Consider the following 21,744-nt stretch of genomic DNA (forward strand, 5'->3'; position numbering starts at 1 on the left):
TTCAATCGGTAACGCTGCAAGATAGTCCGATGAAGAATAAAGCGCGGCTCTGCGGATTCAATAAGAAGCGCCATGCTTTACAGCTTTGGCCCGAAAAGTGGAAACCGATTTCGATTTTCTGAACGATGCTCAAAGGTTGCCAATCGGCACAATGGCGTTAATTTGTAACACAAACCAAAACCATGCCCGGAGGCATTCCTATGCACTATCGAAAGCTCGGTCGCTCAGGCCTTTCCATCGCCCCCGTTGTGTTCGGCGGCAATATTTTTGGCTGGACCGCCGATGAGCCAACCTCATTCAAATTGCTGGATGCATTTTTTGAGGCTGGCTATAACGCGATTGACAGCGCCGATGTCTATTCCAACTGGGTCGATGGCCACGAGGGCGGCGAGAGCGAAAAAATTATCGGCGCATGGCTAAAACGCGGTGTTGTTGCGCGTGACAAGGCCGTGGTGATCACCAAGGTTGGCCACCCACTTGGCGGCGATGACAAGCGCCTGAAGCCGAGCTGGATCATGCAAGGCGTGGAAAATTCGCTCAAACGCCTCGGAACAGACTATATCGATCTGCTGTTCGCGCATTATCCGGATGACAGTGTGCCCCATGAAGATGTTCTGGCGGCTTTTGCCACGTTGAAAGAACAGGGAAAAGTTCGCGCAATTGGCTGTTCAAACTATAGCGCAGAACAATTGCAAGCCTCTTTTGACGCCGCAGAAAAAGCGTCATTGCCCCGTTTCGATGTTATTCAGCCAGAATATAATTTGTACACGCGAGCGAATTTTGAAGGCCCGATTGCCGATCTGTGCCTGCGTGAAGAAATTGGCGTGATCAGCTATTTTGCGCTTGCCTCTGGCTTTTTAACCGGCAAATACCGCACACTCGAAGACACGCACGGCAAAGAGCGTGGCGATCGGATGGAAGACTATCTGAACGACAAGGGCCACCGCATTTTGGCAGCGCTTGATCAGGTTGCCAAGGAAACGGCCACTACGCCCGCCACCATTGCAATTGCATGGGTTGCCGCCCGCCCCGGCATTACGGCGCCGATTGCCTCTGCCACCAGCCTTTCGCAGTTGGATGCGATGATCAAGGCCGGAAACCTAGCCTTGACGAAAGAGCAGATGGGTTTGCTCACAGCAGCTGGCGAGTAATCACACCCAAAAGCGGTGTGCGATCAACAGACACGGATGCATGTTTTGCGTCCGTGTCTCGATTTTAAGGCCGCCCTCATCCGCGATACCGAAAGAAATCCACAAAAGCCCGAAGTGCTGGGCGCATCTGGTGCCGGGTTGGATAATAGATGTAAAAGCCATCAAAGGGTGGGCACCAATCGTCCAGCACCCGGATCAGGCGACCATTCTCCAATTCCTGCTCAATGCGGTTTTCAAAGGCGAAAGCCAGCCCCGCGCCATCCAGACAGGCGGCCAGAATGGCGCGGTCATCGGGCAGGATCAGCGGGCCGCGCACATCCACAACCAGCGGCTTGCCGTGCTTTTCAAACTCCCAGCGATAAATTCGCCCACTGGCAAACCGCCTGCGGATGCAGCGATGCGCCATCAGATCGGCCGGATGATGCGGCAGCGGGAAATGCTCAAAATAGCCCGGCGTGCCAACAACCACACCCCGCCATGGGCCGCTGGCCTTGACCGCCACCATATCGGCCTCCAAGTTTTCGCCCAGGCGAAGCCCTGCATCAAAGCCTTGGGCAACGATATCCTCGAAATTGTCATTGGCGATCAGATCCAGCTCAATCTCCGGGAATTGCCTTGTAAACGCGCCCAGACGCGGCGCAATCAGATGTTCGGCCGCCAATCTCGGAAGCGTGATGCGCAACGGCCCCGCCGGGCGGGTGCGGCTTTCGGCCAAATTGTCCAAGGCTGCATCAATCTCGGCAAGCGCGGGCGCAAGCGTAGCCAGCAATTGCCGCCCCTCTTCGGTGGGGGCGACGCTGCGGGTGGTGCGGGCCAAAAGGCGCACACCAAGGCTGTCTTCCAGCGCGGAAATGGCATGGCTGACCGCAGACGGCGCGATGCCCAACTCGTTTGCTGCCTTACGAAAGCTGCATGTTTCGGCCACAGTGGCCAGAACCGACAATTGGGAAAGCTGAATTCTGTTCATTGATCGAAATGATAGAACAAGCTTGTGAAAATTACATCCATTTTAAAAGGCAATCCGGCGGATTAATCTGCATTCAACACTTCGAAACCCAGCACGTCGAAATAAAGAGAGGCAATTGCCATGAAAACCCGCACACTCGGCTCCGACCTCACCGTATCCGCCCTCGGCCTTGGCTGCATGGGCATGAGCCATGCCTATAGCCCGTCAACCGATGAACAAAACTCGATTGCCACCCTGCACCGCGCGGTTGATCTGGGCGTGACCCTGTTTGACACCGCAGAAGTCTATGGCCCGTTTACCAACGAGGTTCTGGTGGGCAAGGGCTTAAAACCCCACCGCGACAAGGTGGTGATTGCCACCAAATTCGGCTTTAAAATCGACACCACCAAAACAGACCGCGACGCCATGACCGGCACCGACAGCCGCCCGGAGCATGTGAAAGAAGTGGCCGAAGCCTCGCTGAAACGGCTGGGCACGGATGTGATTGATCTGTTTTACCAGCACCGCGTGGACCCCAATGTGCCGATTGAAGAGACGGTGGGTGCCATGGCCGATCTGGTGAAGGAAGGCAAAGTGCGCGCCCTTGGCCTCTCGGAAGCCAGCGCCGAAACCCTCCGCCGCGCCCATGCGGTGCACCCCATCGCGGCCATTCAAAGCGAATATTCGCTCTGGACCCGCGACGTGGAAGAAAACGGCGTGCTGGACACCTGCCGCGAACTGGGCATCGGCTTTGTGCCCTTCAGCCCCTTGGGCCGCGGTGCGCTGACCGGAGCCTTGAAAAACCTCGATGGCCTGTCTGATAACGATTTCCGCCGCGCCCTGCCCCGCTTCCAAGCCGAGAATTTTGAGGCCAATCTGGCCCTGATCTCCGCCTTGGAAGACATGGCAAAAACCAAAAACACCACCGCCGCCCAAATGGCACTGGCCTGGGTGCTGGCCCAAGGCGATTTCATCGTCCCCATCCCCGGCACCACCAAAATTGCCAATCTGGAAAAAAACATCGCCGCCGCCGAGATTGTTCTGACACAAGGAGAAGCGGCAGCGCTTGGGGATTTGCTGTCACCGGCCAAGGTGGCGGGTGGGCGGTATCCTGAAGCTATGGCGAAGATGGCGGGGCGGTGAGGTAATTTTGGACAGTGCACCCAAACGTCTGCTGAAATTCTTATAAAATCCCACAATGCCGCACCAGAAACCCTTAAGCAAATTTACGCACGAAGTATGAATTGCAGAAGTGGATTGACCTATGCATCTATCAATTCGAATAAACAATGAAATCTCAGAAAAACAAAACAAATTAACACGCCACATTTTGAGACAACTTACCCTATGACATATAAGAATACACGCTGTCCCGGCGCATCAAAAGCAATCACTAAATTGAAAAGACATCGTGCTTGAAGCGTAGAACAACTCAAACCGATGGACAGCGCGTATTCTCTTGGGGTATGCAACTTAGTGCATATATGCAGCTTTAGGGGGCACTGTTGATATCGCGGGTTGTTGCCACAGAATTTATGCGTTCGATGACAAATGGGAAGACAGGTCCAGCGCTTATCAATTGTCAGAGACAGAACGGAGATGATGTTGAAGTTGTCACCAAGTGTTCTGCGGGCTGCGAACAAAAGGAAACAAGCCTTGCTGCCGAAGTAATTGGAGCTTGCCTTGCTGCTGATTTGGGTCTTCCAGTGCTCGAACCATTTTTAGTTGAACTAGATCCAGATTTTGTGGCGTCCGTTCCAGATGCCGTGCATCGAAACAAAATGGAGGCAAGCAACTCTGTTGCATTCGGATCGAAGCACATCACCGGTCAATATTCAGCTTGGACAAACGGGAACCTTATTTATACGGCATTATTGCAAACTGCCGCTGCCGTATTCACTTTCGACGGAATTATCCAAAATCCAGATCGGCGCGACGGAAATCCGAATTGCTTAGTTCGAGGCGACGAAATCAGAATAATTGATCATGAGTTGGCATTCGCACATGAATTAATCCTATTTTGGAAGGCTCCGTGGACGATTGGGGGATTACAAAATTTTGAAACTCCAGGCTCACACATCTTCCGCTCTGGATTAAAGGGAAAGCAAATCGACTACAGCCAAATCCGTGCTGCATGGGAAGGCTTGTCAGACGATCGGATTTCGGCGTATGGAAGCGCCGTACCACCTGAATGGACAAGCGCAACAAAATCCGTTGCAAGCGCGTTACAACTGATTAAGGATGCTCGTGATAACATTGAGGCGTGCATTACGGAAATTAAACGGGTGCTGCAATGACATCAAAACAAAGGTATACATACACGGTTTTACGCTATGTACACGACGTGGTGACGGGTGAGTTCGTCAACGTCGGTGTTTTGATGTATGCACCGAGAAGCAATTTCGTGAAAATTTGTGTACGCACGTCAATCGGGCGCATCAAACACCTATTTCCTGATTTGGATCGTCAAGCATTTTTGAGCGCGGTCAAGGCTGCTGAGCGTTCTATACGAAAGATTAGCAAAGGCTTGGAAGAGGGAGATTTGCTGTCCGAATTTGGAGATGCGGCTTCTATCGCCCGCAAAGTTCTTGTCGCTGATGACAGTTCATTGCAATGGTCCCCGGTGTCCGGTGGAGTGAGTGAAGATACAGAGAAAACTTTCGACCGAATTTATCGCAGATATGTTAGTCGTTACGATGCGAAATCTCCAAATCGCCGCAGCGATGATGAGGTTTGGCGTCCTGTCCGGCAGCTCTTAGAAGAGAAAAATGTTCCGGTCCAATTTGACGAGAAAATCATAGCGGGGACGTCAGATGAAATCGTATTCAAGCGTGCATGGCGTAATGGTGTGTGGCATGCATACGAGCCTCTTTCGTTTGATCTAGCGGATGCAGAAGGTATTAAAGATAAAGCTCGGCGCTGGCGCGGGCACCTTGAGGCCGTTCATGACGGCATACAAAGCGACCTGAAGTTGCATTTTGTTGTGGGCGCACCGCAGAACCTCGCTCTCATTGGAGCATATCAAAATGCGATCAGAATACTAAGCGAAGCCGCTTTTAGACCAGAAATTTACGAGGAAAATGAAATTCCTCAATTGGTAAGTAAAATTGAGGACGAAGTCCGCGTTCACTTCGCCTCGCACGGTCGCCACGCCAATTAAATAAAATAACTATCTTTATCACAAATTAAGTTCGATGTGGATTTTCAGTTCATCAACACAAACAGATTGTATCCATATCACACACCCCTCACCCGCCCTCGATAAACCGAGGGCGTACACCCCGTAACCTCCTTAAACACCCGCGTCATATGGCTTTGGCTGCTAAAGCCGCAGGCTGAGGCGATTTGGGCGATGGGGTCTTGGGTCGCCAGCAGGTTTTTTGCGCACACAAGGCGGCGGTGCAGGAGCCATTCATGGGGCGAGACGCCGCAGCTGAGCTGAAACATGCGTTGCAGGTGAAAGGCGCTCAAGCCCGCAATCTCGGCCAGTGTTTGCAGGGTGATGGGCTGGTCAAGGTGGGCCTCGATATAATCAATCAGCTGGTTTCGGAGTTTGGGCGAAAGCCCACCCTTGATGGTGATGTTTGCGGCACCGCCATAGTGCGGATGGGCAAACAGGTGGGTTATCGCGGTGGTGGTGGCCTCTTCGGCCAGCAGGGCATCGCCGTTTTGCACGGCTGTGGCCAGTTTGCGCAAGGCAAATTCCACGCTTGGGGCATTGTCGAAGGTCACTTCCGGCATGACCATGTGGCGGCAATCTTGATCAAATGTTTCGGTGTAGGCGCGGCGCAAAACCTGATCTTGCACATAAAGATGCACGAACTGGAAGTTTTGGGTTATCTCCCACTCGGATGAGGCCCCTTGCGGCATGACGCACAGCGCCCCCGGCCAGCCGCTTTTCGCAAAGCCATCCACGCGGCGCGTTCCCGTGCCGCCTTGCAAATAGAGGCTGATGGTGTGGCCATCGGGCCGCAGATAGCCCACCCGATCATCCGCATTTTGCCAGATTGCCACCGATTGGCCAGCGCCAAGGTTCATTGACACTGATACTTGCGCTTTGGGCGAAGCCAGCAGAGAACTGAACACGGAAAACTGGGCAAGCGACATCGATCAATCCTGAAAACAGGTGATCATCTTAGCGCAGACTTCAACCTCTGCAATCAGCGAATGCGAAAGCCGAGTGCCGAACCTCACTTTACCGCAAGAATATGCAAGCGGGTGGGACAGGCCGGGTCTATGCCTTTCGCAGACATGCGAGGATGCTATGACCAATATTCTGCTTTTTATCTCCACCGTTTTGATCTGGGGCACCACCTGGATTGCCATTACCATGCAGGTTGGGCCTGTGCCGGTGCTGGTGTCGGTGTTTTATCGTTTTGCCACGGCGGGGATTATCATGCTGGTGGCTCTGGCGCTGATGGGCAAGCTCAAGCGCCCGGCACTGAAACATCAGCCTTTCATTGTGGCGCAGGCGCTGTGTCTGTTCAGCTGCAACTTTATCTGCTTTTACACGGCATCCAGCTATGTGCATTCCGGGCTGATCTCGGTGATTTTTTCGCTGGCCACGATTTATAATGCCATCAATGCCCGGATTTTCTTTGGCGATCGCGTCAAGCCGCGCACATTTCTGGCCGGGGCCATTGGGATGGCCGGGCTTTTGCTGCTGTTTGGGCCGGATATTCTTGGGAAATTCGATGCTAATAGCTGGAAAGGGCTTGGCCTTGCCGCTCTTGGCACGCTGTTTTTCTCGCTGGGCAACATGGTGTCGCGGCGCAACAGTGCGGCTGGCATTTCGCCCGTCACGGCCAATGCTTGGGGCATGGGTTATGGCGCTTTGTTTCTGCTGGTGCTGATTGGCCTCACCGGAACCCCCATCGTGGCTCCGCCAGATGCGCGTTATATTGGTGCTATGCTCTATCTTGCTGTGTTTGGCTCGGTGATTGGTTTTACCACCTATCTGATGGCTGTATCGCGCATCGGCTCGGCCAAAGCGGCCTATATGACCGTGCTGTTTCCCGTGGTGGCGCTGACGCTTTCAACCCTGTTTGAGGGCTATCAGTGGACGCCGAGTGCTATGGTTGGTCTAGGGCTAACGCTGCTTGGCAATCTGGTGATGTTTGCGCCATCGTTGCGGCGGGGGAGTGCTGTGGCATTGCCCGTCGCCAAGGCGTGAGGGCTTGATAACCGTTCCTCATATTCTGCGTCATCCTCGGCCTTGAGCCGAGGATCCAGCCTTCTGGACGGACGATAGATCCTCGGGTCAAGCCCGAGGATGACTCGAGGAAACGTTTGTCGTTTTCGTTATCAACCTGAGAACGTGATAACCCCCTCTTCCCACATCAGCGGGAAGAGAAGTTTCAATCACTTAGGCGCGCAAAGCACCGCCGGTAGTTTTTTCAACATTGCCGACGATCTTCTTGGTCAGCGCGTCAAAATCCTCATCGGTCAAGGTCTTGTCCGATGGCTGGATCAGCACTTCGATGGCCACCGATTTCTTACCTTCACCAACACTTACACCTTCAAACACGTCAAACACATTGACGCCGGTGATCAGCTTGCGATCGGCGCTGGTGGCGGCCTTGATGATGGCTCCCGCTTCCACGGAGCGATCGACCACAAAGGCAAAGTCGCGCTTGACCATCTGCAACGGCGAAAGATCCAGCGCAGGCTTGGTGCGGGTGGCCTTCTTTTTCGGCTCCTGCATGGCATCGAGATAGATCTCAAAGCCGCAGAGCGCACCGGAGACATCGAGGGCTGCCAGCGTCTTGGGGTGGAACTCACCGAAATACCCAAGCACCACCTTTGGCCCCATCTTGATGGTGCCGGAACGGCCGGGATGGTACCATTCCGGCCCACCCTGCTCGATCTGCACATTGCCCATCGGCAGGCCGCAGGCTTCCAGCACGGCCAGCGCGTCGGCCTTGGCGTCGTACACATCCACTGGTTTGCCGCCGCCCTTGGCAGCATTCGACCACATGCGACCAGCGCCAGAAAGCGATGCCGTGCCACGGCGCACGCCGCCAGCCACGCGGCGCTGACCTTCGGGCGTATCGCCTTCATAAGTGCCGGAGACTTCGAAAATCGCCACATCGCCAAAGCCGCGATCCGCGTTGCGCTGGGCAGCGGTGAGCAGACCCGGCAGCAGTGATGGGCGCATGTCAGACATGTCAGCAGCAATCGGGTTGACCAGTTTCAGCTCAGGCTTGCCACCGCCAAACAGAGCCGTCTGCTCTGCCGAGATGAACGACCATGTGACGGCTTCCAGCATCCCACGGCTGGCCAGTGCGCGCCGGGCTGTGCGGGTGCGGATTTGCAAGGTGGTGAGAATCTTGGTGTTGACCGCGCCCATGGAGGGCAGCGGCTCTGGGGTGATCTTATCCACGCCATGCATACGCATGACTTCTTCCACCAGATCGGCCTTGCCATCCACATCCGGCCGCCATGATGGCACGGCCACCTTGACCACCTCACCCTCGCCAGACACTTCAAAGCCAAGGCCCGTGAGGATGGAGCGGGATTCGTCGGTGGACACATTCAGGCCGGTGAGGCGCTTGACTTCTGCAAGCGGGAAATCAACCACCTTCTTGGTGTGGCCCTGATAGCCAACCACCTTGGAGGTTGCGGCCACACCGCCGCACATGTCCAGCACCAGTTCCGTGGTACGCTCAAGGCCGGGAACCATATAGTCCGGGTCAATGCCGCGCTCAAACCGATAGCGGGCATCGGTGATGATACCGAGCGAGCGGCCCGACTTGGCAATGTTGATCGGGTCCCACAGGGCCGATTCAATCAACACGTTGGTGGTGTTTTCATCGCAGCCGGAATACTCGCCGCCCATGATGCCACCAATAGATTCCACACCATTGTCATCGGCAATCACCACGGTGTTGGGTGTCAGCTTATAGGTGCGGGTATCAAGCGCGAGAATTTCCTCGCCTTCCTGGGCACGGCGCACGGTGAGCGCACCCTTGACCTTATCGGCATCAAACACATGCATGGGCCGACCTTGATCAAAGGTCATGTAATTGGTCACATCTACCAACGCCGAGATCGGGCGAAGGCCAATGGCCAGCAGACGCTTTTGCATCCATGCCGGGCTTGGGCCGTTTTTCACGCCGCGCACGAGGCGATAGGCAAAGCCGGGGCACAGCTTGGCATCATCCAGTTCCAGCTTGACCTCAATCGCGGTCTCGCCTTCCACCGCAAAGCTTGGCGTTTTGGGCTGCTTCAACGTGCCAAGGCCGGAGGCTGCCAAATCGCGGGCAATGCCGAAAATGCTGGTGCAATCGGGCCGGTTGGGCGTCAGATTGATCTCGATGACCGGATCATCAATGCCGGCGTAGGCCGCGAAAGAGGTGCCAATCGGCGCATCTTCCGGCAGATCGATAATGCCATCATGATTGTCCGACATGTTGAGTTCTTTTTCAGAACACATCATGCCATGGCTCTCAACACCACGAATATTGCCAACCGCCAGCGTCACATCCAGCCCCGGCACATACATGCCCGGACGGCCAAAGGCACCAATCAGGCCCGCCCGCGCATTCGGCGCGCCGCAGACCACCTGCACAGGCTTGCCATCACCTGCATCGACCGACAAAACTTTCAGACGATCGGCAGACGGATGCTTTTCAGCGGTGAGAATCTTGGCAATCACAAACGGCTTATAGGCCGCCTTGTCATCAACATCCTCAACTTCAAGGCCAATGGCGGTCAAGCGTTCGCAGACCTGCTCCAGCGTGGCATCGGTGTCCAGATGGTCTTTCAACCAGGAGAGTGTGAATTTCATGAATCAGTCTTCCGTATCGTCGGTTTTATGCCCATTCAGGGACACAACACACAGGTATCCATTTTCATTGATATTTCGGAAGCCGCGGACTTCACCCCATCGACTTCGCCATAAAATCGTGAGGGTTCGGCGGAAGCTCACGCGCCACGGTAAATAGTCTGGACAAAAGCGAGGCGTAACCACGGGCATCATCGATTGCATGGTGCGTATGCGGATGATTGCCCAACCAATCCGCTGGCAGCTTCACACCCGCATCGTGCGGATTGGTTCTGCCAAAAATGCCAGAGGTATAGGTGCCTATATCAAGCGGGCTTGCGTTAAAAATGCACCGCCCCCAATAGCCCACATCCAGCACAAAGCAGCCTGCAAAATCGCGCAAGTAACGATCGATCCAAAGTCCGTCAAACATCAGCGGTCGTGCGGCAAAGGCTCGAATTCCATCAAAGCTTTCCACCCAGTCAGCATACCGCTTCATCACGAGCTCAGGCTCTTGCGCATTGCTGGTTGCCGCTTCCCACGCTTGTGGGTGTTTTGCCCACCAGTTCATGGTGCCTTTGTCGGCCACACGATCAGGCCGTGGCTTCAGAACACCTTCAAACTCGCCACAAAACGCGCCATCCTCCCGCAACACAACGGTTGCGAAACTCAGCATCGAATGCAGCGCTGGATCTGGGCCATCGGTTTCGATGTCCGTGACGAAATAATAGGCGGGCTTTTGCTCCATCGCTCAAGCCACCTTCTGCGGAGCCGTTGCGCCCGATGCCTTGCGTCCCTTCAGCATGCCATCAATGGACAGGTCTTCATCGATTTCCGGCCAATGGATGCCACCCAACATCAGCTCTATCGTATTTCTTTGAGCAGGCGTAGCATTGAGTAAGCGAGGATACCACCAAAGCGGCGTAGAGACCTGCCGTCCATCGGCAAGGCGAACGTGTAGGTCGTGCGGATCGCACCATGCCTCCACCGGGCGCTCTCCATCGGGATAGGCATCATCCGAAATAGTCATGCCAAGCCTCCAGCATCTGCTTACGATTTTCCTCAACGACTTCGAGTATACGGGCGATCTCGCGCTGATTAAAGCCCTTCACTTTTGCCAATCGGCCATCCATCAGCCAGACTTTTGCTTCCCCGCCGCTTCCGTCAACATGAATATGCGGCGGCTCGTGTCCGTCCGCCGTATAGAAATGAAATCGAAAGCCATATTTGCGAAGGACCGTCGGCATCGCGTCAAACGCTCAAACCACCAAACAATGTCGGCACGTCCAGTGGGCGGAAGCCGTAGTGGCTCATCCAGCGGACGTCGGCATTGAAGAAGTCGCGCAGGTCGGGCATGCCGTATTTCAGCATGGCGATGCGGTCCAGCCCCATGCCCCAGGCAAAGCCCTGGTATTCATCGGGGTCGAGGCCACCGGCGCGCAGCACGTTGGGGTGGACCATGCCGCAGCCGAGGATTTCCATCCAGTCCTTGCCTTCGCCGAATTTGACGATGGGGCCAGAGGAGCGGTCGCACTGGATGTCCACTTCGAACGATGGTTCTGTGAACGGGAAGAAGGACGGGCGAAAACGCATGGTGACGCTATCGACTTCAAAGAAGGTCTTGCAGAATTCTTCCAGAACCCAGCGCAAATGGCCCACGTTCGCGGTCTTGTCGATCACCAGACCTTCGACCTGATGGAACATCGGCGAATGGGTGGCATCCGAATCCTGCCGGTAGGTCTTGCCGGGGATGACGATGCGGATTGGCGGCTTTTGCGCTTCCATGGTGCGCACCTGCACGGGCGACGTATGGGTGCGCAGAACCTTGCGCTCGCCATTGGCGTCGGGCTGGAGGAAGAATGTGTCGTGCATTTCGCGGGCCGGATGGCCTTCGGGGAAGTTCAGCGCCGTGAAATTGTAATAATCGGTCTCAACATCCGGGCCTTCGGCGATGGAAAAGCCCATATCGGCAAAAATCGCGGTGATTTCATCGACGATCTGGCTGATGGGATGGATGCGGCCACGCTCCGCAGGCGACGAGCGCACCGGCAGCGACACATCCAACGTTTCAGCTTTCAGGCGCGCGTTGATGGCGGCGTCTTTCAGCTCGGCCTTCTTGGTGTTGAGCTGTTCGGTGATCTCGTTTTTCAGCGCATTGATCGCGGCACCACGGGTCTGGCGCTCTTCCGGCGTCATCGAACCCAAGGTTTTCAATAGCTCGGAGACCGAACCTTTCTTGCCCATGGCAGCAAGGCGCACGGCTTCAATGCCCGCCTCATCGGAGGCCGCCGCGATATCGGCCAGAAGGGATGTTTTCAAACTCTCGAGATCGGACATTGTCGTCTTTCCTGCCCATGTTCCGCCATCGGCTCTAGCGCCAATACTTGAAATAAAAATGAAAAAACCCGCGCCAGTTTCCCCAGCGCGGGTTTCCCAATAACCAAATTCAGTTTGGGACGCGCTGGTTACTTAACCGCGCTTTCAAACTCGTTCTTTGTGCCGGCGTCCTTCAGGTAGGTCAAAGCCTTCTTGGAAGCTTCAACCAGAGCGCCGAAAGCTGCTGGCTCATGGATTGCCATGTCGGACAGAACTTTACGGTCAACTTCGATGCCAGCCTTGTTGAGGCCGTCGATGAAGCGGCCATAGGTCAGGCCAGATTCGCGAACAGCAGCGTTGATACGCTGAATCCACAGAGCGCGGAAGTTGCGCTTGTTGACCTTACGGTCGCGGTAAGCGTACTGCTTGGAACGATCCACCGCAGCCTTAGCAGCGCGGATGGTGTTCTTGCGACGACCGTAGAAACCCTTGGCGGCCTTCAGAACTTTTTTATGCTTAGCGTGGGCGGTAACGCCGCGTTTTACGCGTGCCATGTCATGATCTCCTTAAATGATCCAAAAAGCGAAAGGGTCTCAGAGACCGTTTGGCAGGTAGTTCTTGATGACCTTCTTGCCGTCTGCTTCGGCAAGTACCATCGTTCCGCGTGCATTGCGGATGAACTTGTTGGACCGCTTGATCATGCCGTGGCGCTTGCCAGCTGCTGCTGCCAATACCTTGCCAGTGCCTGTAACCTTGAACCGCTTTTTCGCGGCAGACTTCGTCTTCATCTTGGGCATTTTGCTACTCCATTTTTCTTGTATCGAAACAGGCAGACGAGGCCTGTTTTCAAGCATAAAGAACGGCCACGGCATGCCCTGCCGGACCGTTCGGACGGCGGCTTATAACCGGAGGCTTTAAAAAGTGCAATGGGATTCGTTGGAAACGGCACAAAAGAGTTTTTTGCTCAAACCGGATGGGGCGGCACGCGGCGACCGCCCTTTTGCGGAAACTCAAGCCGCACGCACAACCCACCCAAATCGCAATCATCCAGCATCACACTGCCGTCATAAGCTGCCATGATATCGGCGCAGATCGCCAGCCCCAGGCCAGAACCACCTTGCTCGGTGTCGAGATATTCGCCTCGGCGCAAAACCTTCTCGCGATCATTGACAGACACACCGGGGCCGTCATCGCTCACCGTTATCACCACACGGTCATCGTGGCAGCCTGCCTCGATATGGATGACGGCAGACGCCCATTTGACCGCATTGTCGAGAATATTGCCCAAGGCTTCCGCCAAATCCGCAGCATCGGCTTCCACCGACAATCCCGGCTCAACCTCGACCTGCCAGCCGATATTTTTAGTGCGCGCCACAGGATCAAGCACCTTGACCAGCTTGCCAATCAAGCTCGCGAGGTCTGTCGCCAGCATTTGCTCGACCCCAAGGCGAGCCGCCTGCAATTGCCGATCTGCCCGCTGGCGCACAAGATCAATCTGGGCAAAGGCCTCGTCGCGGTGTTCAAGCGGCAAATAGTTGACCAGTTGCGAGAGCACGGTGAGCGGCGTTTTAAGCCCATGCGCCAGATCGCTGGCCCGGGCGCGCGCCTTCTCTATGGCGGTTTCGCGCTCGCACAGCAGCAAATTGATCTCTTCCACCAATGGCATCACCTCGCCCGGCACAGCCGCATCAAGTTGGCGCAGCTTGCCGGTGCGCACATCGGCCACCTGCATGCGCAGGCGCTTGAAGGGCCGCAAAACCACCAGGGCCTGCAAGAAAGCCGCAAGCAGAAGAAGGCCAGCCCCCATCAACATCACCAGTTGCGAGCGGGCGCGGTGCTCATCCAGCGGACCAATCAATTCCTCGGCGGGAAAGGCAACAGCGACAACAAAGGGATAATTGACACCCTGATCGGTGATCTCCAGCGCGCTCCGCTGCACCAGCAGCGTCACGCCGCCCGGGCCTTCGACGCGGCCAAAGCCAAAGGGCGGCTCAAGCGGCACATCATCCTTGGGAATTTCAACATCCCACAGCGAGCGAGACCGCATAACCCGGCCATCAGGCGTCTGCACCTGCCAATATCGCCCGCCGCTGGGTGACGCGAAACGGGGATCCGATGGCGGCGAGCGCATTTCCAACCGACCATTTTGAACGTGCAAGCGCGCCGTGACCGTATCGGTGATGGCGTTCAGCTCGGAATGATACTGCTGCCCGACATAATCAATGAAGAGAAAACCCACCGCAAACCAGAGCAGGGCGAGAGAGACACCAATGGCCACCACAGATGCAATTGCCAGCCGCAGCCGCAGGGATTTAAACATCAACCCTCATCCGGCACAAAATAGCCAAAGCCACGGCGGGTTTCGATGGCGCCCGTATCCGTTTTTTTGCGAATCCGCGCTACCATGGCTTCAACCGCGTTCTTGGATGCGTCGTCATCGCGCCCCTGAATTTGCGAGGCAATTTCATAGGCAGAGAAAACCCGCCCCTTATTTTGCACGAGAAGATGGATCAAGCGGAATTCGAGCGGGCTGACATCCAAAAATGCACCGTCAAAGGTGACAGAGCGGGCCGCATCATCCACCTGAAATCGCCCACCAGAGCGAACTGCCTGCGTCTGCACGCCTGCGCGCCGCAACAGGGCGCGCAGGCGCGCCAAAAGCTCTTCTGTGCGAAAAGGCTTGGGAAGATAATCATCTGCACCCGCATCAAATCCATCCACCCGCTCCATCCAGGAACTGCGCGCAGTCAGCACAAGCACAGGGGTATTGATGTTTTTTTTGCGCCAACGCCTCAGAATCGACAGACCATCCAGACCGGGAAGCCCCAGATCCAGAATAATGGCTGAAAAATCGCCATACTCGCCAGCCTCCAGCACATCCGGACCGTCTGTCAAAATCGACAGATCATAGCCCTCTGAACGCAGAACCTCTGCGACATGCGCCCCAATGCTCCGGTCATCCTCAGCCAGCAAAATTCGCAACTCTCACCTCAATCAAGATACAATCCAGTTTTGCCCGTCACACTGTGTTTTTGTAAGAGGAGGGTAAAAGCCAGTTCTTTTTTCAGTCAATTCTTTCGCCGGTTTCGGCGTTGACGGTCATTCGCTCCACATGTCCCGCCGCATCGCGCACAACAATAGAATAAACATCTTTGCCGTCCAGACTGCGCAAGTCCATGCCCATAATACGGGATGATTCCGGAATACCGACAATTCGGATGATCTGTTTCAAAGATTGATAACGGCCACTTCTGACGCCTGCAAGCGCTCGCTGGTGGTCGAGCTCCGGGCTGCCATTGTCAAAAAAGCCTTCTTCATTCCAGTGACTGCGCAAGGCTCTCTCGCCACGTCCCCGAGGCTGATCGTGCGCGCCGCGCTCATTCGGCGCATGCGAGATGTCCCTGCCGTCGAAACTCCTGTGTCCGTCGAAACTTCTGGGGCCATCAAAACTCCTCGGACCATCAGAATTCCTGGGTCCATCGAAACCTCTAGGCCCATCTGCACCGCGGGGCCCTCCCGCTTCGCTGTGCCGACCGCCGCCGCCGCGTCCATCCGGTCCATCCGCATGGGCGGGATAGGAGATAACAACGGAAAACACCATCGCTTGCGCCAATATCAACCCGGCAGAGCGCATAGCTATGAAGCGTGCACCAAACGATGTTGGGCTTGCGCTTCTCGGCGACGGTCTTTTGCGTTGAAATTGCGTCATGCATGACACCAGTCGGTATTTGATTGGCTGAGAAAAATGGCCTTGACACCCCATCGGCAAGAACTGGAAACCAAAATCGGTTCCACAGTTTTCGACTGAAACTTGCTGCATAATGTCCGCCTGAAATCTCAGATAGGCCGCAGGCAGAATACCACAGACTTGACGATATAAAACATCGTGCGTCTGATCAGACGCACGATGTTTCAGCGGGGGCAATCAAATTATCTGGCCAATTGTTATGGCAGTCAAAGTAAATAACAGGACGGTACGTTGTGGGGACGTAGGGGTGCTCCGCCCTGTCGAAAAAAACCTACAGCAACCCTGCTGACACCCTACTGACGCGCGTGTCAGCATTTTGTCAGCGCCCGCCGTGATGTTTTGCAAAGCAATCTCGTGCGTTGTAACGGCAGAAAACGCAAAAAGGGCGCAGTCACTGCGCCCTATGCATATGCTTTGCGTCTTCTATGCTGAGAGCAGAGGATCGAAAATCGGACTCGACACAATGCTCTCAGTTTTTGTTGACGCATCGGATTTATCCGAAAACCGGTTCCGACTTTTCGGACGATGCTTAGCGCGGCGCCAGAACCATCATCATTTGACGGCCTTCAAGCTTCGGCTCGGCTTCTACCTTGGCAATCGTCCCGGTATCTTCCTTGACCTGCATCAGAAGCTTCATACCGAGTTCCTGGTGCGCCATTTCGCGTCCGCGGAACTTCAGCGTCACCTTGACCTTGTCGCCTTCTTCAAAGAAGCGGCTCATGGCCTTCATCTTCACCTCATAGTCATGGGTGTCGATGTTCGGACGCATCTTGATTTCTTTAACTTCAACGATTTTCTGCTTCTTGCGCGCTTCCGCCGCCTTCTTCTGGTTGGCGTACTTCAGCTTGCCTAGATCAAGGATCTTGCAAACCGGTGGCTCAGCGTTCGGCGAAATTTCCACCAGATCCAGACCGGCCTCTTCCGCCATGCGGAGCGCCTCATCGGTCGGAATAGAACCAAGGTTCTGGCCTTCTTCATTAATCAACTGTACCCGTGGAACCCGGATTTCACGGTTTGAGCGCGGCCCGTCCTTAACGGGGGCATCGGCTTTGAACGGTCTGCGAATGGTCGTATTCTCCCAAATGGTTTCGGATGCTCAAATAGGCCTGAAAAGCCCGGCTGGCAAGGCTGAGCTGTGCTTTAAGCGCCTTTTGAGCCTTAATAACAGATATTTTAAAAAAAATCACCTGCTGTCGCGCGGCGAAGAATCTGTTTTATAGCGTGGCAAGACCATTTGGAGAGCAATATGACAGATAAGACACAGGCAATTAACGCTGAAACCATCACAGTGGGCGAAGGGCAAGCGGCGCGGTCTATTGCAATTTTAAACCGGCCAGCAACCCAAGAGCACCTTCCGACGCTTGTGTGGCTTGGCGGCTACCGCTCCGACATGACGGGCACCAAGGCCATTGAAATGGATGCGCTGGCGGCGGCCCTTGGCGCAAGCGCCATCCGCTTTGATTATTCCGGTCACGGTGCCTCCGGCGGTGAATTTCGCGATGGAACGATTTCGCGCTGGCTGGAAGAAGCCCAGGCCGTCCTTGCCCATCTTAAGCCCCAGCGTGTCATTCTGGTCGGCTCGTCCATGGGCGGCTGGATTGCGCTTCGCCTGGCGCAGGAACTGGGACTTGCACAAGAACTGGCCAAAAGCCAAGGCGGCCCGGATGTGGCAGGCATGGTCCTCATCGCTCCGGCCCCCGATTTTACCAGTGAATTGATTGAGCCGCATTTGACCGATGATCAGCGCAGCCAATTGGCAGAAAAAGGCTATTTCGAAGAAAAATCCGAATACAGCCCGGAGCCCAATATTTACACCCGCGCCTTGATTGAAGACGGCCGCGTCAACCGGGTTATGACTGGCATTGTTGCAACCGGCTGCCCGGTTCACATTTTGCAAGGCATGGCTGATCCCGATGTTCCCTACAAGCACGCTCTCAAGCTGATGGAGCATCTGCCTGCCGATGATGTTGTTCTCACACTGGTGCGCGATGGCGACCACCGCCTCTCGCGGCCCGAGGATATTGTGCGCATGCGCCAGGCCCTTCAAAACCTGATCAGCGGCAAAGAATGAGACATAATTTCCACACTCATTAACAGATTTTAACCATAACGGGCGATTGATTCGCCCAGCCATCCTGCAACGATTGACTCTGAGCCATGAGTAATCTTAACTATTTGTTAAGAATTCAAGGATCGGATAATGACTATCAGGATCACCAGATTGGCTGCCATTATGGCATTGCCCTTGTTGTTGTTGGCAAATGCGCCCGCTTATGCGGGTGCATTTTCTGCGACATCCATGGTTACCGGCAGCATCACCTCGCAGCCGATTGGTCATTACGAGTTCTGCCTTCGCTACAAAGCCGAATGTCAGGTGCGCAGCAAGCCCGCCCCTGCCCGCCAGGTCACCGACCATGGCTGGGATGTGATCCGTGCCGTTAACCTCGATGTAAACAAAACCATTATCCCGATGACGGATATGGAAGTCTATGGTCGGGAAGAATGGTGGGAATATCCGGTTGACGCTGGCGATTGCGAAGATTTTGTTTTGCTCAAGCGTCGTAAGCTTTTGCAGGCCGGTTTTTCTGAATCTGACCTTTTGATCACCGTTGTTCGCAAGCCAGACGGCGAAGGTCATGCCGTGCTCACCGTGCGCACATCCGTTGGCGATTACGTTCTCGACAATCTGGTGGACGACGTAAAGCCTTGGAACGAAACCCCTTATACCTACCTGAAACGTCAGGCGAGTTTTGATACGGGGCGCTGGGTAACGATTGAATCCGGCAAGGATGTTCCTGTTGCGGCTTTGAAATAAAAGACCCGCATGAACCAAAGCCCGGATCAAGCATCCGGGCTTTTTTTCTGTCAATCAGCCATTGCCGATCAAGATGCCAGCCGCCAGCACCAGCGCACCGCCCACAACCACCTGCAGGGCCGCACGGAAGAAGGGGGTTTCCATATATTTGTTCTGGATGAAGGCGATGGCCCACAACTCGAAAAACACAACCACGCCAGCGGTGATGGTTGCCGTCCAGAAATGTGGAATGAGATAAGGCAGCGCATGACCCAGCCCGCCCAAAGCGGTCATGATGCCACAGGCCAGGCCCCGCTTGATGGGAGAGCCCCGGCCCGAAATTTTGCCATCATCATGGGATGCTTCGGTAAAGCCCATGGAAATCCCGGCCCCCACGGATGCCGACAAGCCAACCAGAAATGTCTGCCATGTATCGCCCGTGGCAAATGCTGCGGCAAAGATCGGCGCGAGGGTTGAAACCGAACCGTCCATCAAACCCGCAAGGCCCGGCTGCACATAGGTGAGTACAAACTGCCGTCTGGCGGTTTCCTGCTCATGGGCCTGTACATCCTCTGTGCGGTGCTTCTCACCCAACATATGGGCAACGTCTTCATGCCCCTGCTCTGCCATGGCCAGATCACCCAGCAATTTGCGCGTGGCCGTGTCCGACACTTGTTTTTGGGCCGCCACGTAGAAATTATAGGCTGATCGCTCCATGTCCTCCGCCTCCTGGCGGACTTGATCCACGCTCAACTGTGCCTGCAACCAATCGGGCTTGCGTTCCAGAAAGCCCTTCACGTGCTCGCGGCGGATCAGAGGGATACGATCACCGAAGCGGCGATTGTGCATATCGATCAACATATTGCGGTGGCTGTGCTCCACCTCGGCCATATCCTCAAACACTTTTGCGGATGCTGGATATTGGGCTTTCAGGCGATCGGCATAGGCGAGGTAAATCCTTGCATCGTCCTCTTCAGACGAAATCGCAAGCGCCAGCACTTCCTGCTCGGAAAGACTGTCCAAACGGCGCTTGGGCGTGGAAAACAGGGAGCGAAACATGACGGCGGTCCTCAATTTTAGAATTATTCTAAACTTAGCGCAGACGGAAAACGAGATCAATCCCACCCGCTCAACCATTGCCGCATAGCAGCCATCTGTTTGCGAACAACCATCAATGCAGTATGACAGACCCATTCAGGATCGGACGAACGCGACGGGATGACACCATGCAAGAGAATATTGTAGGCCGCGCCGCCCACCGCGCCGATATACAGGCGCGCGCAGTGCAAGACATGGCCGCGATGGGCGTTGACGGTGCCTTTATCGATCAACTGGTTGATCGCTTCTATGGCAATATCCAGAAGCACCCCGCCCTTGGCCCGGTGTTTGAGCAAAAGCTTGCCGGCGTGTGGGATGCGCATCTGGCCAAGATGAAAAGCTTCTGGTCGGCCATCGCGTTTAAGACCGGCGCTTACGGTGGAAAGCCGGTTCAAGCCCATATGAGCGTCAGTGGCATGACGCCGGATTTGTTTGTGCAATGGCTGGCACTGTTCTCAAAGACCCTTGATAGCATCGCACCCACACCGGAAGCGCATGCGTGGTTTATGGCCAGCGCCGAGCGTATTGCCCGTAGCCTGACCCTTGCTCTGTTTTACAATCCGGCTATGGATGACCCCAATTTGCGTAAAACGTAATATTATTTCTCCTGCTGCACTGCACTCGAAATAAAATGGTCTGTTTATACCCTGCGGCGCGCAATTTTGCGCGTTTTCCTGTTGCACAGTTCTTCCCCCATGGTTAGAGCCAAAAGATGCTAAAACAACCCGGGGGTAGGAGAACCATGGATCGCCGCAGATTTTTCACCAAAGCAGGGGCCGCAGGTTTGGGCGCAACAGCTGCTCTGGCCACACCAGCCATTGCGCAGGAAAACCCAAAAATTACATGGCGCCTGACGTCATCTTTCCCCAAGAGCCTTGATATTCTCTGGGCAGCCAGCACGGATATTGCCAAAAGTGTTGAGGAGGCCACCGACGGCAACTTCAAGATCGAAACCTTTGCTGCGGGTGAGATTGTCCCGGCCCTTCAAGCCGCTGATGCCGTGTCCTCTGGCTCGGTCGAGATGGCCCACACCTGCGCCTATTACTATATCGGCAAGGACCAGACCTTTGCGCTTGGCACAGCCGTGCCCTTTGGCCTCAACGCCCGCATGACCAATGCCTGGTTCTCGATGGGCGGCGGCAATGAGCTGTTTAATGAATTTCTGACTGGCTATAACCTCTATGCGCTGCCCGCTGGCAACACCGGCGCGCAAATGGGCGGCTGGTTCCGTAAAGAAATCAACACGCTTGAGGACCTCAAAGGCCTGAAGATGCGCATCGCCGGCCTAGCCGGTGCTGTGATGCAGAAGGTTGGCGTTACACCGCAGCAGATCGCCGGTGCTGACGTCTATCCTGCGCTGGAAAAAGGCACCATCGACGCCACCGAATTTGTTGGCCCTTACGATGACATGAAGCTCGGCTTCTACAAGGTTGCCAAATACTACTACTATCCCGCTTGGTGGGAAGGTGGCCCAGCCGTTCATGCCTTCTTCAATCTGGACAAGTTCAAGGGCCTGCCAAAAAGCTATCAGCGCATTTTGACCGACGCCTGCGCCAATGCCAACGCCAATATGCTGGCCCGCTACGATGCGGCCAACGCTGCGGCCCTGCGCAAACTGGTGGCAGATGGAGCACTTCTGCGTCCATTCTCGAAGGAAATTCTGGACGCCTGCCACACGGCCGCAAAAGAAGTGTTTGCCGAGATCAACGCCAAGAATGCCAACTTCAAGAAGATCTACGACAGCCAGCAGGCGTTTAAAAACGACGCCTATCTCTGGATGCAGATTGCCGAATACAGCTTCGACACCTATCAGATGATCCAGCAGCGCCAAGGCACGCTGTAAGTCACTCACATCATTGATTGATGCGCCGCTCCGGTTTTCCGGGGCGGTTTTTTTATGCCTGCATCAAAGAACACAAAAAACCC

Annotated in this window: 23 protein-coding genes; 9 read left to right on the forward strand and 14 right to left on the reverse strand. The window is 55.1% G+C overall.

Annotation, left to right across the window (positions count from 1 at the left end; all coding sequences use genetic code 11):
- Nucleotides 1-200: 200 nt before the first annotated feature.
- On the forward strand, nucleotides 201-1,151 hold the full coding sequence (locus BJF95_RS09650; protein ID WP_075639223.1) for an aldo/keto reductase: 951 nt from the start codon (nucleotides 201-203) through the stop codon (nucleotides 1,149-1,151).
- Nucleotides 1,152-1,227: 76 nt separating this feature from the next.
- On the opposite strand, the gene BJF95_RS09655 is transcribed toward BJF95_RS09650, so the two are convergent.
- Nucleotides 1,228-2,118 carry a LysR family transcriptional regulator gene (locus BJF95_RS09655; protein WP_075639224.1) on the reverse strand — a complete coding sequence of 297 codons (891 nt, stop codon included), beginning with the start codon at nucleotides 2,116-2,118 and terminating at the stop codon, nucleotides 1,228-1,230.
- 120 nt (nucleotides 2,119-2,238) lie between these two features.
- Between BJF95_RS09655 and BJF95_RS09660 the strand changes: the two genes are divergently transcribed.
- The 3 genes from BJF95_RS09660 (at nucleotide 2,239) to BJF95_RS09670 (ending at nucleotide 5,257) form a co-directional block, all read left to right on the forward strand.
- Entirely contained in the window at nucleotides 2,239-3,240 is a 1,002-nt protein-coding gene (locus BJF95_RS09660) for an aldo/keto reductase (protein WP_075639225.1), read from the forward strand.
- 362 nt (nucleotides 3,241-3,602) lie between these two features.
- Nucleotides 3,603-4,394, forward strand: coding sequence for a HipA family kinase (locus BJF95_RS09665; RefSeq protein ID WP_139317447.1), 792 nt, complete (start codon nucleotides 3,603-3,605; stop codon nucleotides 4,392-4,394).
- On the forward strand, nucleotides 4,391-5,257 hold the full coding sequence (locus BJF95_RS09670) for a DUF3037 domain-containing protein (RefSeq protein ID WP_075639227.1): 867 nt from the start codon (nucleotides 4,391-4,393) through the stop codon (nucleotides 5,255-5,257). The genes BJF95_RS09665 and BJF95_RS09670 overlap by 4 nt, the downstream gene beginning before the upstream one ends.
- A 77-nt stretch (nucleotides 5,258-5,334) precedes the next feature.
- Here BJF95_RS09670 and BJF95_RS09675 read toward each other — a convergent pair whose 3' ends face one another.
- Nucleotides 5,335-6,204, reverse strand: a complete 870-nt coding sequence (locus BJF95_RS09675) for a helix-turn-helix domain-containing protein (RefSeq protein WP_083638764.1) — start codon at nucleotides 6,202-6,204, stop codon at nucleotides 5,335-5,337.
- Between the two features lie 157 nt (nucleotides 6,205-6,361).
- Here BJF95_RS09675 and BJF95_RS09680 point away from each other — a divergent pair, with 157 nt between their 5' ends.
- Complete coding sequence (locus BJF95_RS09680; RefSeq protein ID WP_075639228.1) at nucleotides 6,362-7,270, forward strand: DMT family transporter; 909 nt, start codon at nucleotides 6,362-6,364, stop codon at nucleotides 7,268-7,270.
- A 192-nt stretch (nucleotides 7,271-7,462) separates the two neighbouring features.
- Here BJF95_RS09680 and pheT read toward each other — a convergent pair whose 3' ends face one another.
- The 11 genes from pheT to infC all read right to left on the reverse strand — a co-directional run bounded on the left by pheT (nucleotide 7,463) and on the right by infC (nucleotide 16,992).
- Nucleotides 7,463-9,886, reverse strand: coding sequence for a phenylalanine--tRNA ligase subunit beta (gene pheT, locus BJF95_RS09685; protein WP_075639229.1), 2,424 nt, complete (start codon nucleotides 9,884-9,886; stop codon nucleotides 7,463-7,465).
- Between the two features lie 91 nt (nucleotides 9,887-9,977).
- A complete protein-coding gene (locus BJF95_RS09690) occupies nucleotides 9,978-10,610 on the reverse strand; it encodes a 3'-5' exoribonuclease (RefSeq protein WP_075639230.1) in 633 nt (210 codons plus the stop codon).
- A gap of 3 nt (nucleotides 10,611-10,613) precedes the next feature.
- The gene (locus tag BJF95_RS09695; protein WP_075639231.1) at nucleotides 10,614-10,892 is read right to left on the reverse strand and encodes a DUF2442 domain-containing protein; all 279 of its coding nucleotides are present in this window, start codon (nucleotides 10,890-10,892) and stop codon (nucleotides 10,614-10,616) included.
- On the reverse strand, nucleotides 10,876-11,109 hold the full coding sequence (locus tag BJF95_RS09700) for a DUF4160 domain-containing protein (RefSeq protein ID WP_075639232.1): 234 nt from the start codon (nucleotides 11,107-11,109) through the stop codon (nucleotides 10,876-10,878). Before BJF95_RS09700 ends, BJF95_RS09695 begins: the two co-directional genes overlap by 17 nt.
- A gap of 4 nt (nucleotides 11,110-11,113) precedes the next feature.
- Nucleotides 11,114-12,199, reverse strand: coding sequence for a phenylalanine--tRNA ligase subunit alpha (gene pheS / locus BJF95_RS09705; protein WP_075639233.1), 1,086 nt, complete (start codon nucleotides 12,197-12,199; stop codon nucleotides 11,114-11,116).
- A gap of 128 nt (nucleotides 12,200-12,327) precedes the next feature.
- The gene (gene rplT, locus BJF95_RS09710; RefSeq protein WP_075639234.1) at nucleotides 12,328-12,732 is read right to left on the reverse strand and encodes a 50S ribosomal protein L20; all 405 of its coding nucleotides are present in this window, start codon (nucleotides 12,730-12,732) and stop codon (nucleotides 12,328-12,330) included.
- 39 nt (nucleotides 12,733-12,771) lie between these two features.
- A complete protein-coding gene (gene rpmI, locus BJF95_RS09715) occupies nucleotides 12,772-12,975 on the reverse strand; it encodes a 50S ribosomal protein L35 (RefSeq protein ID WP_075639235.1) in 204 nt (67 codons plus the stop codon).
- A gap of 167 nt (nucleotides 12,976-13,142) precedes the next feature.
- Complete coding sequence (locus BJF95_RS09720; RefSeq protein ID WP_075639236.1) at nucleotides 13,143-14,498, reverse strand: ATP-binding protein; 1,356 nt, start codon at nucleotides 14,496-14,498, stop codon at nucleotides 13,143-13,145.
- On the reverse strand, nucleotides 14,498-15,160 hold the full coding sequence (locus BJF95_RS09725; protein ID WP_075639237.1) for a response regulator transcription factor: 663 nt from the start codon (nucleotides 15,158-15,160) through the stop codon (nucleotides 14,498-14,500). The genes BJF95_RS09720 and BJF95_RS09725 overlap by 1 nt, the downstream gene beginning before the upstream one ends.
- Before the next feature lie 82 nt (nucleotides 15,161-15,242).
- A complete protein-coding gene (locus BJF95_RS23820) occupies nucleotides 15,243-15,887 on the reverse strand; it encodes a PepSY domain-containing protein (protein WP_139317448.1) in 645 nt (214 codons plus the stop codon).
- 568 nt (nucleotides 15,888-16,455) lie between these two features.
- Nucleotides 16,456-16,992, reverse strand: coding sequence for a translation initiation factor IF-3 (gene infC / locus BJF95_RS09735; protein ID WP_139317449.1), 537 nt, complete (start codon nucleotides 16,990-16,992; stop codon nucleotides 16,456-16,458).
- Nucleotides 16,993-17,172: 180 nt separating this feature from the next.
- Between infC and BJF95_RS09740 the strand changes: the two genes are divergently transcribed.
- The gene (locus BJF95_RS09740) at nucleotides 17,173-17,997 is read left to right on the forward strand and encodes an alpha/beta hydrolase (protein ID WP_075639240.1); all 825 of its coding nucleotides are present in this window, start codon (nucleotides 17,173-17,175) and stop codon (nucleotides 17,995-17,997) included.
- A gap of 126 nt (nucleotides 17,998-18,123) precedes the next feature.
- Complete coding sequence (locus BJF95_RS09745; RefSeq protein ID WP_075639241.1) at nucleotides 18,124-18,741, forward strand: transglutaminase-like cysteine peptidase; 618 nt, start codon at nucleotides 18,124-18,126, stop codon at nucleotides 18,739-18,741.
- A 54-nt stretch (nucleotides 18,742-18,795) separates the two neighbouring features.
- On the opposite strand, the gene mbfA is transcribed toward BJF95_RS09745, so the two are convergent.
- On the reverse strand, nucleotides 18,796-19,779 hold the full coding sequence (mbfA, locus tag BJF95_RS09750; RefSeq protein WP_075639242.1) for an iron exporter MbfA: 984 nt from the start codon (nucleotides 19,777-19,779) through the stop codon (nucleotides 18,796-18,798).
- A 167-nt stretch (nucleotides 19,780-19,946) separates the two neighbouring features.
- Between mbfA and BJF95_RS09755 the strand changes: the two genes are divergently transcribed.
- Both BJF95_RS09755 and BJF95_RS09760 read left to right on the forward strand, forming a co-directional pair.
- Entirely contained in the window at nucleotides 19,947-20,414 is a 468-nt protein-coding gene (locus tag BJF95_RS09755) for a group III truncated hemoglobin (protein WP_075639243.1), read from the forward strand.
- Nucleotides 20,415-20,560: 146 nt separating this feature from the next.
- Complete coding sequence (locus tag BJF95_RS09760; protein WP_075639244.1) at nucleotides 20,561-21,661, forward strand: TRAP transporter substrate-binding protein; 1,101 nt, start codon at nucleotides 20,561-20,563, stop codon at nucleotides 21,659-21,661.
- Nucleotides 21,662-21,744: the final 83 nt, after the last annotated feature.

The organism is Rhizobium oryziradicis, assembly GCF_001939045.1.
GTDB lineage: Bacteria > Pseudomonadota > Alphaproteobacteria > Rhizobiales > Rhizobiaceae > Allorhizobium > Allorhizobium oryziradicis.

Excerpts from the sequence above, each read along its gene's own strand:
- BJF95_RS09720 (WP_075639236.1), bottom strand. The coding sequence starts at position 14,498 with ATGTTTAAATCCCTGCGGCTGCGGCTGGCAATTGCATCTGTGGTGGCC.
- BJF95_RS09655 (WP_075639224.1), bottom strand. The coding sequence starts at position 2,118 with ATGAACAGAATTCAGCTTTCCCAATTGTCGGTTCTGGCCACTGTGGCC.
- rpmI (WP_075639235.1), bottom strand. The coding sequence starts at position 12,975 with ATGCCCAAGATGAAGACGAAGTCTGCCGCGAAAAAGCGGTTCAAGGTT.
- BJF95_RS23820 (WP_139317448.1), bottom strand. The coding sequence starts at position 15,887 with ATGACGCAATTTCAACGCAAAAGACCGTCGCCGAGAAGCGCAAGCCCA.
- BJF95_RS09695 (WP_075639231.1), bottom strand. The coding sequence starts at position 10,892 with ATGACTATTTCGGATGATGCCTATCCCGATGGAGAGCGCCCGGTGGAG.
- BJF95_RS09680 (WP_075639228.1), top strand. The coding sequence starts at position 6,362 with ATGACCAATATTCTGCTTTTTATCTCCACCGTTTTGATCTGGGGCACC.
- BJF95_RS09760 (WP_075639244.1), top strand. The coding sequence starts at position 20,561 with ATGGATCGCCGCAGATTTTTCACCAAAGCAGGGGCCGCAGGTTTGGGC.
- pheT (WP_075639229.1), bottom strand. The coding sequence starts at position 9,886 with ATGAAATTCACACTCTCCTGGTTGAAAGACCATCTGGACACCGATGCC.
- BJF95_RS09660 (WP_075639225.1), top strand. The coding sequence starts at position 2,239 with ATGAAAACCCGCACACTCGGCTCCGACCTCACCGTATCCGCCCTCGGC.
- mbfA (WP_075639242.1), bottom strand. The coding sequence starts at position 19,779 with ATGTTTCGCTCCCTGTTTTCCACGCCCAAGCGCCGTTTGGACAGTCTT.
- BJF95_RS09740 (WP_075639240.1), top strand. The coding sequence starts at position 17,173 with ATGACAGATAAGACACAGGCAATTAACGCTGAAACCATCACAGTGGGC.
- BJF95_RS09650 (WP_075639223.1), top strand. The coding sequence starts at position 201 with ATGCACTATCGAAAGCTCGGTCGCTCAGGCCTTTCCATCGCCCCCGTT.
- BJF95_RS09670 (WP_075639227.1), top strand. The coding sequence starts at position 4,391 with ATGACATCAAAACAAAGGTATACATACACGGTTTTACGCTATGTACAC.
- BJF95_RS09700 (WP_075639232.1), bottom strand. The coding sequence starts at position 11,109 with ATGCCGACGGTCCTTCGCAAATATGGCTTTCGATTTCATTTCTATACG.
- BJF95_RS09755 (WP_075639243.1), top strand. The coding sequence starts at position 19,947 with ATGCAAGAGAATATTGTAGGCCGCGCCGCCCACCGCGCCGATATACAG.
- pheS (WP_075639233.1), bottom strand. The coding sequence starts at position 12,199 with ATGTCCGATCTCGAGAGTTTGAAAACATCCCTTCTGGCCGATATCGCG.
- BJF95_RS09690 (WP_075639230.1), bottom strand. The coding sequence starts at position 10,610 with ATGGAGCAAAAGCCCGCCTATTATTTCGTCACGGACATCGAAACCGAT.
- BJF95_RS09675 (WP_083638764.1), bottom strand. The coding sequence starts at position 6,204 with ATGTCGCTTGCCCAGTTTTCCGTGTTCAGTTCTCTGCTGGCTTCGCCC.
- rplT (WP_075639234.1), bottom strand. The coding sequence starts at position 12,732 with ATGGCACGCGTAAAACGCGGCGTTACCGCCCACGCTAAGCATAAAAAA.